The 14806-nt window shown below is 68.6% G+C and carries 12 protein-coding genes; 7 read left to right on the plus strand and 5 right to left on the minus strand.

The genetic code is table 11. The features are described from left to right. Together BW41_RS21270 and BW41_RS13185 are read right to left on the minus strand one after the other, a co-directional pair. The coding region (locus tag BW41_RS21270) for a hypothetical protein (RefSeq protein ID WP_051583490.1) at positions 1-2096 on the minus strand (2096 nt) is incomplete at its 3' end. A 316-nt stretch (positions 2097-2412) separates the two neighbouring features. Next, positions 2413-5829 (minus strand): autotransporter domain-containing protein, encoded by a 3417-nt coding sequence (locus tag BW41_RS13185; protein ID WP_051583491.1) that lies wholly within the window; start codon positions 5827-5829, stop codon positions 2413-2415. A 373-nt stretch (positions 5830-6202) separates the two neighbouring features. Between BW41_RS13185 and BW41_RS13190 the strand changes: the two genes are divergently transcribed. Continuing rightward, positions 6203-7576: a DEAD/DEAH box helicase gene (locus tag BW41_RS13190; RefSeq protein ID WP_037534990.1), complete on the plus strand. Its 1374-nt coding sequence runs from the start codon at positions 6203-6205 to the stop codon at positions 7574-7576. A gap of 139 nt (positions 7577-7715) precedes the next feature. After that, positions 7716-7982, plus strand: coding sequence for a hypothetical protein (locus BW41_RS13195; protein ID WP_037534991.1), 267 nt, complete (start codon positions 7716-7718; stop codon positions 7980-7982). A gap of 106 nt (positions 7983-8088) precedes the next feature. Here BW41_RS13195 and BW41_RS13200 read toward each other — a convergent pair whose 3' ends face one another. Next, positions 8089-8868, minus strand: a complete 780-nt coding sequence (locus BW41_RS13200; protein WP_037534992.1) for a crotonase/enoyl-CoA hydratase family protein — start codon at positions 8866-8868, stop codon at positions 8089-8091. An 89-nt stretch (positions 8869-8957) separates the two neighbouring features. On the opposite strand from BW41_RS13200, the gene BW41_RS13205 reads away from it, so the two are divergent. Both BW41_RS13205 and BW41_RS13210 read left to right on the plus strand, forming a co-directional pair. After that, a complete protein-coding gene (locus BW41_RS13205) occupies positions 8958-9383 on the plus strand; it encodes a PaaI family thioesterase (protein ID WP_037534993.1) in 426 nt (141 codons plus the stop codon). Further along, positions 9380-9775 carry a PaaI family thioesterase gene (locus tag BW41_RS13210; RefSeq protein ID WP_037534994.1) on the plus strand — a complete coding sequence of 132 codons (396 nt, stop codon included), beginning with the start codon at positions 9380-9382 and terminating at the stop codon, positions 9773-9775. The genes BW41_RS13205 and BW41_RS13210 overlap by 4 nt, the downstream gene beginning before the upstream one ends. Before the next feature lie 27 nt (positions 9776-9802). On the opposite strand, the gene BW41_RS13215 is transcribed toward BW41_RS13210, so the two are convergent. Continuing rightward, positions 9803-10630 (minus strand): shikimate 5-dehydrogenase, encoded by an 828-nt coding sequence (locus tag BW41_RS13215; protein ID WP_037534995.1) that lies wholly within the window; start codon positions 10628-10630, stop codon positions 9803-9805. A gap of 262 nt (positions 10631-10892) precedes the next feature. After that, the gene (locus BW41_RS13220; RefSeq protein ID WP_037534996.1) at positions 10893-12032 is read right to left on the minus strand and encodes a PQQ-dependent sugar dehydrogenase; all 1140 of its coding nucleotides are present in this window, start codon (positions 12030-12032) and stop codon (positions 10893-10895) included. Between the two features lie 220 nt (positions 12033-12252). On the opposite strand from BW41_RS13220, the gene rimP reads away from it, so the two are divergent. The 3 genes from rimP to BW41_RS13235 are packed head-to-tail and all read left to right on the plus strand — an operon-like array spanning position 12253 to position 14715. Then, on the plus strand, positions 12253-12840 hold the full coding sequence (rimP, locus tag BW41_RS13225) for a ribosome maturation protein RimP (protein WP_037534997.1): 588 nt from the start codon (positions 12253-12255) through the stop codon (positions 12838-12840). A gap of 1 nt (position 12841) precedes the next feature. Next, positions 12842-14473, plus strand: coding sequence for a transcription termination factor NusA (nusA, locus tag BW41_RS13230; RefSeq protein ID WP_037534998.1), 1632 nt, complete (start codon positions 12842-12844; stop codon positions 14471-14473). Next, a complete protein-coding gene (locus BW41_RS13235) occupies positions 14473-14715 on the plus strand; it encodes a tautomerase family protein (protein ID WP_037534999.1) in 243 nt (80 codons plus the stop codon). Before nusA ends, BW41_RS13235 begins: the two co-directional genes overlap by 1 nt. Positions 14716-14806 lie beyond the last annotated feature (91 nt).

Consider the following 14806-nt stretch of genomic DNA (forward strand, 5'->3'; position numbering starts at 1 on the left):
GGGCGGCCGCGGCCGGGGCGCGCGATCCCCCGCCCGCCGGCGATCCCGCGGCCGGCGAGCCCGCGGCCGGGGAGGATATCGTCGTCGAAGGCCGGCGACGGGACGAGGGCGACGGCCCGCCGCCGGGGCCGCCGCCCGACGACGGTATGGGGCCGCCGCGGCGCGCGCAGGATGCCCGTAAGGTTCACCCCCCAGCGGATCTCCTCGCGATCCTCGCGCGCGAAATTGACCGCGCGACTGTCGACCGCGGTCAGCATGCCGGTGTCGTCGCGGGTGAAGCGCTCGGCGAAGGCCGCTTCGGTCGCGGCGGTCGCGCCGCTCAGCGTGCCGATCGGATTGCGCGTGCGGCTGTTGATGTAATTGGCCGAAAGCGACAGATTGCGCCGCGGGAACGGCTTGAGCGCGACGCCGAGCTTGACGACGTGACGATCGTCGGCGGCGAGCGCGGCATTGCCGCCGGTGCTCTGCAACACCGTCACCGTCGCGCCCGTCACCGCATCGTAGACGCGCGCCTGGGTGACGACGACCGGCGCATTGAGCTGCTGCAACGTCGGCGCGACGCGATCTTCGTTGACCGAGGCGATCACGCTGATCCCGGTGCGCGGCGTCCAGTTGAGCCCATAGCCGAAGGTCGCGAGCGTACCGTAATCGGCGACCCGCGTCGCACCCGCGTTCAGATTGGCGGTGAGGTTGCCGAGACCGCTGAGGAAGCCGCTGCGCCGGCTGGTCAGCGGCACGTCGAGGCTGATCTGCCCGCGCCCGGTGGTGCGCGTCGCCGCGCTCGTCCGGGTGACGCCGGCATAAGCGGTCGACGAGCGCAAAGCGCTGACGTCGCCGCCCAGCCGCAGCGACACACGGACGTCGCCCGCCGGCATCGCGAACAGCCGCCCCATCAGCACGGCGCTGGCGCTGCCGGCGTCCGATCGCGCCACCGCCCGCTCGCGCTGCAACGGCCCGAGCAAGGCGGCGGAGAGCGGGCCGTACGGATCCACCGCGATGGCGTTCGCCGCGATCGCCTGTTGCAGCGCGGCCGTATCATAGCCGCGGTCGGTCACGGTGCGCGTGTCGCCGTGATCGTAATTGGCGATCACCGACAGCTTCCACCGCGTCGACACATCGGCGTTGAGCGTCGCGCCGAGATGCCCGCTTGCGGTCGCGGTATCCTGGCGCAGCGCCTGCGTGTCGAGATAGCGGTTGATCGTGGTATCCGACATACTGATGGCGAAGGGATTGTCGGCGGTGACGTCGAGCGTCGCGGTCGCCAGCCCCTGCAGGGCGGCGCTGGTGGCGTAGCTTGCACCGGCATTGAGCGAGGCGGTCACCGCGTCGCTCACCTGATGCGCGACCGCACCGTTGAGCGACCAGGTCCGCGTCGCCGGCACGAGCGTGCGATAGGCGGTGTCGTCGGCGATCCGTCCGGTCGGATCGATCGCGCCGGTCGCCGAGATCAGGCCGCGCTCGCTCTCGCGCAACGACGCCGTCGATTCGACGCGCGCGGCGACATTGACCCGGTCGTTGTCGTGGATGCGGGTATAGGTGACGTCGGCCCTGGCCTTCTCGCCCTGCCCCGCCAGCGAGCCGCCGCCGCCGATATTGGCGACGGTGGTGCGGATCCGCCGCCGCAGGATGAGATTGACGACCTTCTGCTGCGCGTCATAGCCATATTTGAGCGCGACCTCCTCGGGCAGGATGTCGACGCGCAGGATCGCCTCGGTCGGCAGGTCGCCGATCTCGTTGACGCCGGAGATCCTCTTGCCGTTGACCAGCACGACAGGGCCGCTGCTGCTGTCGCGACCCTGATCGCTCTGCGTCTGGCCGCTGATCTGGTCGAGCAATTCGGTGACGGTGCCGACGCCATAGCCGGCGATATCGGCGGGCGAGAGGCGGTTCTCGGCGGGAATGTCGCCGATCACCGCACCGGGCACCGCGCGGCCGGTGACGACGATATCCTCGTCGCGCGCGGTGGCGGGCGCGGCGGTGCGGGTCGCCGGCTGCGCGGCCGGCGCGCCGCCGCTCTGCGCCGCCGCCGCAGGCGCCAGCGCGCCACCGACCAGCAGCGCGAGCAGGCAGGACGCGGGATAAGAAGGGCTGCTCATCGCCGCGCCTTCGGGTCGGATTGTGTCAGACCGATTTCATCACGATTGCGCCGGCTGCAACCTGACGCGGTGGTCGGGTGGGATGAGGCTTTGGTGGGCGGATGGCGAGCAGCCCCCCTCGCAAAGCGTACCGCAAGGCCGTCATCCCGCACGACGCGCGTTCCTTGGATATCGGCACCGGACGGCGCGAGGTTCCAACCGCCTCAATGTCTGTCGTGGCACCGCGGCCCGCTATGGGCGATGGGCCATTCTTCCAAAGCTATAGTCGATCCCGCCGCTGCTTAGATTTCGCTGCGGCGGGCGCGACCCGGCCGGATCAGAATTTGAAGGTCACCGCACCATGATAGGCTTGGTTGCGCACGTCGCGGCGCAGCGCGGTGGTGTCGGCGCTGAGCGATAGCCTGACACGGTCGGTGGTGTAGGACAGGCCCGCGGTCAGCTCGACCCAGTCATGATCCTGGCTCGCCAGCCGGAAGGCCGCCGAGGGCGTGCCGCCGATGAAATTGGCGGTGAACACGCCCGGCCGATCCTCGAAATCATGGACGTAATAGACCGAGCCGAACGGCTTGATCGCCTCCCCGCCGGCGATCTGCACACCGGCACGTGCCTGGGCGCTGTCCAGCGAGTAGCGATCGAAGCGCAGCGCGCCGTCCCCGCCCGTTTCGACCGTCGGCGTGAAGCCGATATGGCTGACGCGGGCGGCGAGGCGCGGACCGACCTGCAGGCCGGCAAGATCGAATTGCTGGCCGACGCCGACTTCGGCGGACAGGGCGAAGGCGTCGTCGCGGCTGCGCAGCGTTTCGCCGATTCCTGCCAGCGCGACGCTGCGCCGCGTGCTCGCCTGGAACACGCCGGCGCTGACCTGCGCGTCGAGCAGCTGACCGCGGCTGCCCTGCGCCTTGCCGAACAGCGTACCCTGGAACAGCTCGCCGACCGCATGCTGCGCGACGCCTCCAGTGGTGCCGTCGAGCTTGGTGAAGCCGAAGCCGAAGCCGAGCACGCTGGTGTCGCTGACCTTCGTCTCGATGCCGCTGACCACGTAGAAGCCGTCGAACGAGTCGCGCCCGCCCGCCGGGCTGGCGTCGCGCAGGCTGCGGCTGCTGCCGTCGACATAGCCGCCGGCGATGAAGACGTTGACGTTCTCCGGCAGCACGTTTTCGCGCACCGTGGTGGTGGCGTCGCTCGCGGTGGCCTGCGCCATCGGCAGATCGCGCGCCATCAGCGCGGCGAATTGCAGCGGCTGGCCCGTCATCGTCAGCGTCCCCGACAGCGGCTGGCGCGCGTCGATCGCGCCGAGATGCTGGCGGTAATAGCGCGCGACATTGTCGGTCGCGACGATGCCCATGCCCTGGACGAGCGGCGTGGTGCGCGGCGCCAGCCCCTCCAGCGTCGTGCGGATCGTCGCCGCATTCTGGAGATCGAGCACGCCGTAGAGGCCGGCGAGCCTGGCATATTGGCCGCGGTCGCGATCGAGCAATCCGGCGAAGGCGGTCTGGATCGGCGTGTTGGCGACGACGCTCGCATAGCTGCCGGCGACGACATGCGCCTGCACCGCCGTATCGGAATAGAGCAGCTCCGGCTTGAGGATCGCGGAGATCGGCACGACCCCGTCGAATTGGCCGATGACGCCGCCGGTCGCGGTGACGATCGTGTAGCGATCATTGTAGCGCAGGATATGGCCGGCGACCGGCGCCAGCCCGACGCGGCCGCCTAGCGCGGCAAAGCCGTCGTCGGCGCCGGTGCCGACCACGGCGATCCGGTCGGACGTGCCGTTCGGCCCGACGTCGATCAGCACGCGGCTGCCCGAGGCGAGGATGAGATTGCCGCCGATCGTCAGCGTGCCGATCGTCCCCAGCGTTCCCGGCGCGATCAGGCCGGCGACGCTGGTGAGATAGGGCGTGTTGATCCGCCCGCTGCCGGTGAGCAGGCCTTGCAGAAGGAAGTAATCGCCCGGCGTCGACAGCTGGCCGTCGACGCTGACCGTGCCGCTATACTGGTTGACGGCGATCAGGCTGGTCAGCGACCCCGCACGGGTGATCGCCAGCTTGGCGGCATCGCCGCTGATCGTGAACTGGTCGACCGTCGCCGCGGTATCGAGCGTCGTCGTACCGGCCGCAGCCAGCGTCACGTCGAAATAGCGTCCGCTGCGCTGCGTCGCGGCATCGGGATCGATATTGTCGGGCACGAAGCCGGTCGCGCCGGGCAGGCCGTTGGCGAGCGTCGGCGTCGGCAGCGCTGCGGTCCTGGCGTCCGCGGCACTGGATGGAGAGCCGATCCACGTCCCCGCCGCGCGGCCGCCATCGGCCTCGCCCTGCTGCGTGGCGGCGACCGGCTTGCCGTCGACATAGGTGACGCCGGTGTGGAGATCGTAGCATTGGTCGTAGCCGATGCGCGGTTCCTGGTCACACACCTGCCCGAACTTGTTCTGCGTATCGTTGGCGGTGCCGAGCCCCGGCGTCGTCGGCACGCCATTGACGAGCTGGCCGTCGGCGATGATCTGATAGGCCGGATCGAGCCGGGTGACCCAGTGGCTGGCGTCACTCCATTTGCCGTCCCCAGCCACTGCGCCGACATAGCGATAGGGGTTGTTGGCGACGATATAGTCCCAATAGAGATATAGCGGCTGGTAGAAGGACGTCGTGCCGTAGCCCGCCGATTTCTGGCCAGAGAAGGTGTAGCTTCCCGACAGCACGCCGATCACCGTCGATAGGTTGGTGCCGCCGCGCTTGAACGTCTGATCGAGGATCAGCGGCCCGCCCGAATCGCCGGAGGCGGTCAGGCCTTCGTGCGGCAGCGCCTTGTCCTTGAAGAGATTATAATCGCCCGGCGCCTTGCGGGTCGGGTCGTCGAAGTCGAGCTGATACAGGTTGGCCGGGAAACCGGCATTGCCGCCGAACAGGCCGTAATAGAAATCGTCGATCGAGCCGAGCACACCGATATAATTTTCGGCGACGCGACGACGGAAGTCGATGGCGCCGGTACTGCCGGTGGTACCCGTACCGTTCTTGCCATAGCCGGTGACGGTGACGTGATATCCGGTGCCGGTGGTATCGTCGATCGCTGCGGGTGCCGGGAGCGGCGAGAACAGCAATGTCCAGGTCGGCACGTCGGGAACCGGCGTATCGGTGGTCGCCAGCGCGATGTCGGCCTGCATGAAGTTCTTGTTCATGCCAAAGGCGAGCGACTGCGAGTTATAGACGACCTGACTGACGTTGTAGAAATGATTGTCGGCGTTGGTCGCATGACCACCGTAAAGCCAGTTCTGCACACCGGGCCGAGTATTGGCTTCGAACCCGAACCCGATCGGCAACTGCCCGGCCGCCGTGCCGTAATTCCACGGGTTCATCGCGGTGCCGTCGGGTGCTTCGTTGACGCAATGCGCCGCGAACAGAACCGTGCGCGGATTGATCAGCGTGCCTGTGCACATGTAGATATATTTGTAGTTCTGATCCGTCGGCGTCTGGTCGATGATCATCTGCCCGACGCCGTTGACGCCCTGGTCGAGATCCGACTTGGGCGTGCCGGGATCGGAGATGACGATCTGGGGTTGAGCATGCGGCGGCTGCAGCAGAACCTCGCGCGCCGCAGGCGCGGCGATCGGGGCAGCCGTCTTCAGCCCGTCGAGCAGATCGGACGTCCTCGCCTGTGCCTGCGCCGCTACCGGCGTGAGGATCATCGCCGTCGAGGCGAGCAGGACGTATCGCGACAGGCGACGCAGCGGCGTGTGGCTCATACAGTATTTCCCCCTGATCGTACCGGACGGCTCTCCCGCTCCGGCTGACCCATGCAATGTGTCAGATATGGTCACAAACCTGTCAAGTCGTCGCCATGGTTGCATCTTTCTTAATGATCCATATCGGTCAGATCGTGTCGGACCCGCAACACCAGCCCCCGGCACCTTGACTTTTGCCGCAATGCAGCGCACATCCGCTGCATCGAGGCGTCATGCAGCGTGAACGGGTTGGCCTGGCCACCCCCGGCTCCGCCTCGGTCGATATGCTCAGGGCTTCCCTATTCACGCGGGGTGTCAGTTTTCCCCGCCCCCTGCGAGCCGTGTCCGGTCCGGACACCGGCGCGCGGGTTGGGCCCGTTTTGGAAGTTGTTTCATGACCTTCGCCAATCTCGGCCTCGCCGAGCCGCTTGTCCGCGCGCTCGAAGCCAAAGGCTATACCAACCCGACGCCGATCCAGGCGCAGTCGATCCCGATCCTGCTCGAAGGCGGCGACCTGCTCGGCATCGCCCAGACCGGCACCGGCAAGACCGCGGCCTTCGTGCTGCCGTCGATCCAGCGACTCGCCGCCGCGCAGAAGCGCGTGCTGCCGACCCACGTCCGCATGCTCGTCCTCGCGCCGACGCGCGAACTCGCCAGCCAGATCGCCGACAATGCGCGCGGCTACGGCCAGTTCAGCAAGCTGTCGGTCGCGACCGTGTTCGGCGGCACCAGCATCAACAAGAACCGGCAGGATCTCAGCCGCGGCGTCGACATCCTCGTCGCCACGCCTGGCCGCCTGATCGACCTCGTCGAACAGGGCATGTGCAACCTGTCGATGATCGAGATCCTCGTGCTCGACGAAGCCGACCAGATGATGGACCTCGGCTTCATCCACGCGCTCAAGAAGATCGTGCGGATGATCCCGCGCAAGCGCCAGACGCTGTTCTTCTCGGCAACGATGCCGGTGGCGATCCGCGAACTCGCCAACCAGTTCCTGCACGAGCCGAAGACGGTGTCGGTCGTCCCCGCCTCGACCACTGCCGAGCGCGTCGACCAATATGTCACCTTCGTCAACCAGACGGAGAAGCAGGCGCTGCTGACGCTGACGCTGCAGGATCCGACGATCAACCGCGCGCTGGTCTTCACCCGCACCAAGCATGGCGCCGACCGCGTCGTGAAGCTGCTCGCCGGCAACGGCATCGCCGCCAATGCGATCCACGGCAACAAGAGCCAGGGCCAGCGCGAGCGCGCGCTCGGCGAGTTCAAGGACGGCAAGACCAAGGTGCTGGTCGCCACCGACATCGCCGCGCGCGGCATCGACGTGTCGGGGGTCAGCCACGTCATCAACTTCGAGCTGCCGAATGTCGCCGAGCAATATGTCCACCGCATCGGGCGGACCGCGCGGGCCGGCAACAGCGGCATCGCCATCGCCTTCTGCGCGGATGACGAGCGCGCCTATCTGAAGGACATCGAGAAGCTGACCCGCCAGAAGGTGACGGTGCGGCCGCTGCCGGACAATTTCACCGCGCTGTCAAACGAGATCAAGGCGACCCGCGTCAAGGCGATCGGCGCCGATCCCGCGCCGCGCGCCGACCTGCCGCGTGGCCAGCGTCAGCCGGCGCGCCCGCGGGCGACGCACGCGCCGACCGCGACGCGCAACTACGCCAATGCGAGCCGTGGCGGCCAGCGTGGCGGTGGCGGCGGTGGTCGTGGTGGTCGCTCGGGCGGCGGCGGTGGTCGCGGCCAGGGCGCCGGCGCGGCGCGCTAAGCCGCATCGGCTGCGGCGCACCTGCGTCGCGTCGCATGGATATTCGAACGGCCCCGCAGGCGCGATCCTGCGGGGCCGTTTGCGTTCGGGGCAACCCGCCGCCGCGTGGCGCATTGACTCCCCCAGAGGAGAGACTGCCATGGACGTTTCCACCACCCCGCTGCCCGAACGGATCGCCCGCGTGCTCGCCGGGCAGCGGATCAGCGCCAATGCCGGCGGCGATGCCGAGAGCGCCGGCGATCAGGTCGACGGGGCGTGGCGCGACTATCTCGATGACGCGCGCGCGGTGCTGCGCACACTGCGCGAACCCGACCGCAGGATGGCCGCGGCCGGCGACCCGGCGGTGTGGGAGCGGATGGTGCTGGCGGCGATCGACGAGGCGAAGCCGGAGACAGTGGTTCTCTAACGGATCGCAGGCGGCGTTCCGCCCTGCCCTCACCCTATCGCCGGCTTCGCCGTCTCCTCCCTCTCCCACCGGGAGAGGGGGGTGGGACCGGGCGCTGCCTCCGTGGTCAATCGTCGAACACCGGCGGGCGCTTGGCGAGATTGGCGGCGACTGCCTCCATCATCGCCGGGCGGCCGATCACCTTGAGCTGCTCCTCGGTTTCCGCGGCGAGCATCGTCCGCGGATCGGCATCATGCGCCATGTTGAGCAGGCGCTTGGCACCGCGGATCGCCGGCGGGCTGCGCCCGGCGATCGTGCGGGCGAGCGCCAGTGCCGCCGCCAGCGGATCGGCGTCGAGCCGCGTCACGAAGCCCTGCGCCAGCGCTTCGTCGGCGGCGAATTCCCGCGCGGTATAGACGAATTCGCGCAGCACGTCGTCGCGCACCGATCCGCGCCACAGCGCAAAGCCCGCCATGTCGGGCACCAGCCCCCAATGCAGCTCGCGGATCGCGAAGCGCGTGTCGGGCGCGGCGATGCGGATGTCCGCGCCGGCCATGATCTGGAAGCCGCCGCCGAAGGCGACGCCGTGCACCGCAGCGATCACCGGCATCGGCAATTGCCGCCAGCCCCAGCTGACATGCTGCGGCAGGATCGCGCCGGCGGCGTTGCGCGTCGTCGCGACGCCCGATCCGCCCTGCGCCATGCTCGCCATGTCGAGCCCGGCGCAAAAGCCGCGTCCCTCGCCCGACAGCACGACGCAGCGCACGTCGCGGCGGTCGGCGAGCGCATCGATCGTCGCGCCGATGCCCTCGAACATCGCCGGGTCGATCGCGTTCATCTTGTCAGGCCGGGCGAGGCGGACGTCGGCGATGCCATCGGCGACGGCGAGGGTGACGCGATCGTGCAAGACTCTCTCCCACAGCAGGGGGCCCGATCCGGCCTCGGACGCTACCCCGGTGCGTTGCGCTACTGCGGATGGCGTGTAGAGACAATGCGATGAGCGGCTTCAACATCGACGCATTCATGGCGCACCGCTTCGGCGGCCATGCCGGTGCGCTCGGCATCGTCTATCATGCGAAAGGGCCCGGCTGGGTCGAGCTCGCCCTGCCCTATCGCGACGCGCTGATCGGCGATCCGGCGAGCGGCGTGCTGGCGTCGGGCCCGATCATCGCGCTGATGGACATGGCGACGAGCATCGCCGTGTGGGTCAAGCGCGACCGGTTCGCGCCGCAGGCGACGCTCGACCTGCGGGTCGACTATCTCCGGCCGGCGGTGCCGGGGCGGACGGTGATCGGCCGCGGCGAATGCCTGCGGCTGACCCGCTCGATCGCCTTCGTCCGCGGCATCGCCTATGACGAGACGCCCGACGATCCGCTCGCACAGGTCGCGGGCACCTTCATGCTGATGGACCGCGCGGCATGAGCCCGCTCGACGCGCTGCCGCCGTATGCCGAGCTGCTCGGCATCACCCTCACCCCGCGCGACGGCGCCGCGCCGACGCTGCTGCTGCCGTTCCGCGACGCGGTGCTCGGCCGGCCCGGCTTCCTGCACGGCGGCGCGATCGCCGGGCTGCTCGAGGTCGCGGCGATCGTCTCGCTGCAACATGCGCTCGCCGGTGAGGGCGGCGGGCGGATCAAGCCGGTCAACGTCACCGTCGACTTCATGCGCGGCGGCCGCGACAAGCCGACCCATGCCGAGGGGATCGTCACCCGGCTCGGTACGCGGATCGCCAATGTCGAGGCGCTGGCCTGGCAGGACGACCGCGCCCGCCCGATTGCCAGCGCGCGGATGAACTATCTGATCGTGCGGGAGTAGCTCGGACCGACCGGCATCTCTCAGGTCTTACCCCCGCGCCACCCGCTCCGCCTCGGCGACCTGTTCGGGGGTCGGCGTCACCCCGGTGTAGAGCACGAATTGTTCGAGCGCCTGCAACGTCCCGATCGCCGCGCCGGTGATCACCGTCTTGCCCGCCGCGCGCGCGGCGCGGAGCAGCGGCGTGTCGGGCGGCAGCGCCACCGCATCGAGGACGATCCCGGCCGCGGCGATCGTCTCCGCCGGAAAGGCGAGCGCATCCGCATCCGCCCCCTCCATGCCGAGCGGCGTGACATTGGCGAGGAGGTCGGCGCGCTCCGCCGCCACCTCCGCAGCCCAGCGCCAGCCGACCGAGGCGGCGAGCGCCTGCCCGCGCTCGGCATTGCGCGCGACGATGACGCCATCGGTCAGCCCGGCATCGCGCAGCGCCGTCGCCACCGCCTTGCCCATCCCGCCCGAACCGCGCAGCATCACACGCGCCGCCGGATCGATGCCGGCCTGCTCGACCAGCGTGCGCACCGCCGAATAATCGGTGTTGTAGCCCGTCAGCCGGCCATCGTCGTTGACGATCGTGTTGACGCTGTCGATCGCCGCCGCCGATCCCTCCAGGCGATCGAGCAGCGGGATCACCGCTTCCTTGAACGGCATCGAGATCGCGCAGCCGCGGATGCCGAGCGCGCGGATGCCGCCGATCGCGGCGGGCAGATCGGTGGTGGTGAACGCCTTGTAGACATAGTCGAGGCCGCACAGCTCGTAGAGCCGGTTGTGGAAGCGCGTCCCGAAATTGCTCGGCCGCGCCGACAGCGACATGCACAACCGGGTGTCGCGGCCGATCAGGGGTTTGGGGGGTGTCGTCATGCGGCGGTGATAGGCGCTCCATGGCGCGTCGCCAACAACAGCGGCGCCGGAGACGCGATGACCGGTGCAAGGCAAACCGTCTCTCCACATCGGTTCGAGGCCTCGGCAAAACCGTGTCAGTGCTCCTGCGCAAGCAGGAGCCTAGGGCCGCAAACGCTACATGGCGTTGTCTGCTTGACCCTGTGTTCCTGCTTTCGCAGGAACACAGTCATTGAAGACCATGCTCCCTGTTCACAGAGGCCACGTTCGGCCGATCCGCCCCCTACCGCGGCGTCAACCGGATCAACCGCCCCGCCGACTTGCCGCCGTCCTCGATCAGCCAGATCGCGCCGTCGGGCCCCTGGTCTACGTCGCGGATGCGCGCGCCCATCGGCCATTGGTCCGCCTTGCCCGCGGTCTGGCCGTCGAGGTCGACGTGGACGAGCGACTGGGACGACAGGCCGCCGATGAAGGCATCGCCCTTCCACTGCGGGAAGAGATTTCCTGAATAGATCATCAGCCCGCCCGGCGAGATCACCGGGTTCCACCAGACCTTGGGCGGCTCATAGCCGTCGCCCGGCGCATGATCGGGGATGTCGCGGCCGTCGTAATGGCTGCCGTTCGATACGGTCGGCCAGCCATAGTTGCGGCCGGGCAGGATCAGGTTGAGCTCGTCGCCGCCCTTCGGCCCCATCTCCTGCTCCCACAACCGCCCCGCGCCGTCGAAGGCGATGCCGAGCAGGTTGCGATGGCCATAGCTCCATACCTCCGGCGCGAAGCCCTTGACGGCGAGCGGGTTGCCCGGCGCGGGCTTGCCGTCGAGCGTCAGCCGCAACACCTTGCCGAGCGTCGCCTGCGGATCCTGCGCCGGCGTGAACTTCTGCCGTTCGCCGTTGGTGAAGAACAGCGACTGGCCATCGGGTGCAAAGGCGATGCGGCCGGAATAATGGCCGTCCCCCGCGACGAACGGCCGCGCCTGGAACACGGCCTCGATCTCGCCGAGCCGGTCGCCACCCCGGCCGTCGTCGCGCAACCGGCCGCGCGCCAGCACGACGCCCTTGCCGCCCGCGCCCTTCGCCGAATAGCTGAAATAGATTCGCCGGCTGGTCGCGAAATCGGGCGCGGGAACGACATCCATCAGCCCGCCCTGCCCGGCGCTGTCGACGGGCAGCGTCGCGATCGTCTGGCGGCGCTTGCCGTCGGCGGACAGCAGGATCATCTGCCCCGCCTTTTCGGTGACGAGGATGCGCTCGTCGGGCAGGAAGGCGATCGCCCAGGGCGAGACGAAATCGGCGATCACCGTCTCGCGGAACGGCTTGGCCGAGGGCGGCGTCTCCCCCGCCTGCCCCGCTGCCGCGATCGAAGGGGCGCCCGCACCGGCGAGCAAGGCGAGCGGCAGGGTGGCGAGCAGAGTGAGGCGCATGTGAGTCTCCCGGATACACCCGGTCGCAAACGCTCCGGCGACAACGATGGATGCTTGTATCGCCCGACAGGTCGGCGTATATGACGGCTGCCTTCTCTTACATCGTCAGGTGAAAGAGGCTGCGGAGGATCTCCCCCGCGGCGGCGAAGACGCATATTCCCGCGGCGGCAGCCGCAATCCTTTCCCGGCGGCGGGCAGCCGCATGATTTCTGGAGCCTGCATGGCGGACATCGCCCTTCTCACGCAATTGATCGAACCCGAGGCCCGCGCGCTGGGTTTCGACCTCGTGCGCGTGAAGATGTTCGGCGGCAAGTCCGACCCGACCCTGCAGGTGATGGCCGAGCGCCCCGACACCGGCCAGCTGACGATCGACGATTGCGCCGACCTGTCGCGCCGCATCTCCGACCGGCTCGACGCCCTCGAAGCCGAGGGCAAGGACCCGATTCCGGACGCCTATCGGCTCGAGGTGTCGTCGCCCGGCATCGACCGGCCGCTGACCCGCCCGCAGGACTATGCCAACTGGGCCGGGCATGAGGCGAAGATCACGCTCGTCGAGAAGATCGACAACCGCAAGATCCTGACCGGCGACATCGTCGGCATCGACGGCGACAGGGTGACGATCGATGTGCGCGGCCACCAGCCGATGACGGTCGCGCTCGACCAGGTCCACGACGCCAAGCTGACGATCACCGACCGGCTGCTCGCCGCCACCGCGCCTTTGTCTTCGGACGGCGCCGACGAATTCGAAGAGGTGTCCGACGACACCGACAGCAACGACACCCATGCCCTGAACGAAGGACAGCAGTAAGATGGCCACCGTCGCCACCGCCAACCGCGCGGAACTGATCGCGATCGCCAATTCGGTCGCTTCGGAGAAGATGATCGACAAGAGCATCGTCATCGAGGCGCTGGAAGAGGCGATCCAGCGCGCCGCGAAGACGCGCTACGGCATCGAGAACGACATCCGCGCCAAGCTCGATCCCAACACCGGCGATCTGCGGCTGTGGCGCGTCGTCGAGGTGGTCGAGGCGGTCGACGATTATTTCAAGCAGGTCGACGTCAATCAGGCGCAGAAGCTCCAGAAGGGCGCGGTCGTCGGCGATTATATCGTCGATCCGCTGCCGCCGATCGAATTCGGCCGCATCCAGGCGCAGGCGTCGAAGCAGATCATCTTCCAGAAGGTGCGCGACGCCGAGCGCGACCGCCAGTATGAAGAGTTCAAGGATCGCCAGGGTGAAATCATCACCGGCGTCGTCAAGCGCGTCGAATTCGGCCATGTCGTCGTCGACCTCGGCCGCGCCGAGGGCGTCATCCGCCGCGACCAGCAGATCCCGCGCGAAGTGGTGCGCGTCAACGACCGCATCCGGTCGCTGATCCTCAACGTCCGCCGCGAGAACCGCGGCCCGCAGATCTTCCTCAGCCGCGCGCACCCCGACTTCATGAAGAAGCTGTTCGCGCAGGAAGTGCCCGAGATCTACGACGGCATCATCACAATCCAGGCCGCCGCGCGCGATCCGGGCAGCCGCGCCAAGATCGGCGTCATCAGCCGCGACAGCAGTATCGATCCGGTCGGCGCCTGCGTCGGCATGAAGGGCAGCCGCGTCCAGGCCGTCGTGCAGGAGATGCAGGGCGAGAAGATCGACATCATCCCCTGGTCTCCCGATATCGCCACCTTCGTCGTCAATGCGTTGCAGCCGGCGTCGGTCAGCCGCGTCGTGATCGACGAGGAAGAGGAGCGGATCGAGGTCGTCGTCCCCGACGACCAGCTCAGCCTCGCGATCGGTCGCCGCGGCCAGAACGTCCGCCTCGCCAGCCAGTTGACCGGCAAGGCGATCGACATCCTCACCGAGCAGGATGCGAGCGAGAAGCGCCAGAAGGAATTCACCGAGCGCACCGAGATGTTCCAGAACGAGCTGGACGTCGACGAGACGCTGGCGCAGCTGCTCGTCGCCGAAGGCTTTGGCGCGCTCGAGGAGGTCGCGTATGTCGAGCTCGACGAGATCGCCGGCATCGAGGGCTTCGACGAGGACCTCGGCCAGGAATTGCAGAGCCGCGCGCAGGAAGCGCTCGATCGCCGCGAGGCCGCCAATCGCGAGGAGCGGATCGCGCTCGGCGTCGAGGATGCGCTGATCGACATGCCCTATCTGACCGAGGCGATGCTGGTCACGCTCGGCAAGGCGGGGATCAAGACGCTCGACGATCTCGCCGATCTCGCCACCGACGAGCTGGTCGAGAAGAAGCGCGTCGAACCGCGCCGCCGCAACGAGGACGCGCCCAAGCGCCCCGAGCCGAAGGGCGGCATCCTCGCGGAATATGGCCTCAGCGACGAGCAGGGCAACGAGATCATCATGGCGGCGCGCCAGCATTGGTTCGCCGACGAGGAGGCTCCTGCCGAAGCCGAAGCCCATGCCGACGCCGACGCGGCGGACGGACAGGCCTGATGCCGTTCGTCTCGATCCGACTGGCGGGCAGCGCCACGCGCGAGCAGAAGGCGGGGATCGTCGCCGACGTCACCGCATCGCTGGTGACGCGGCTGGGCAAGAACCCGGCCGCGGTCCAGGTCGTGATCGACGAGGTCTCGACCGAGAATTACGGCGCCGGCGGCCAGCTGATCGCCGACCGCGACGCCCCCGCCGCCCCGCCGCCATCGAGGGAGGACGCGCATGCGGTTCCCTCACAATGAGACGCTAGGGCTCCAGCAGATTGGCGACGGGCGACGCGACCCGCGGGTGACCGCGGGATCGCATATGCCTGCGCGTCACGCCGTGCCGGCG

The organism is Sphingomonas sp. RIT328, from assembly GCF_000632225.1.
Classification (GTDB): Bacteria; Pseudomonadota; Alphaproteobacteria; order Sphingomonadales; family Sphingomonadaceae; genus Sphingomonas; species Sphingomonas kyungheensis.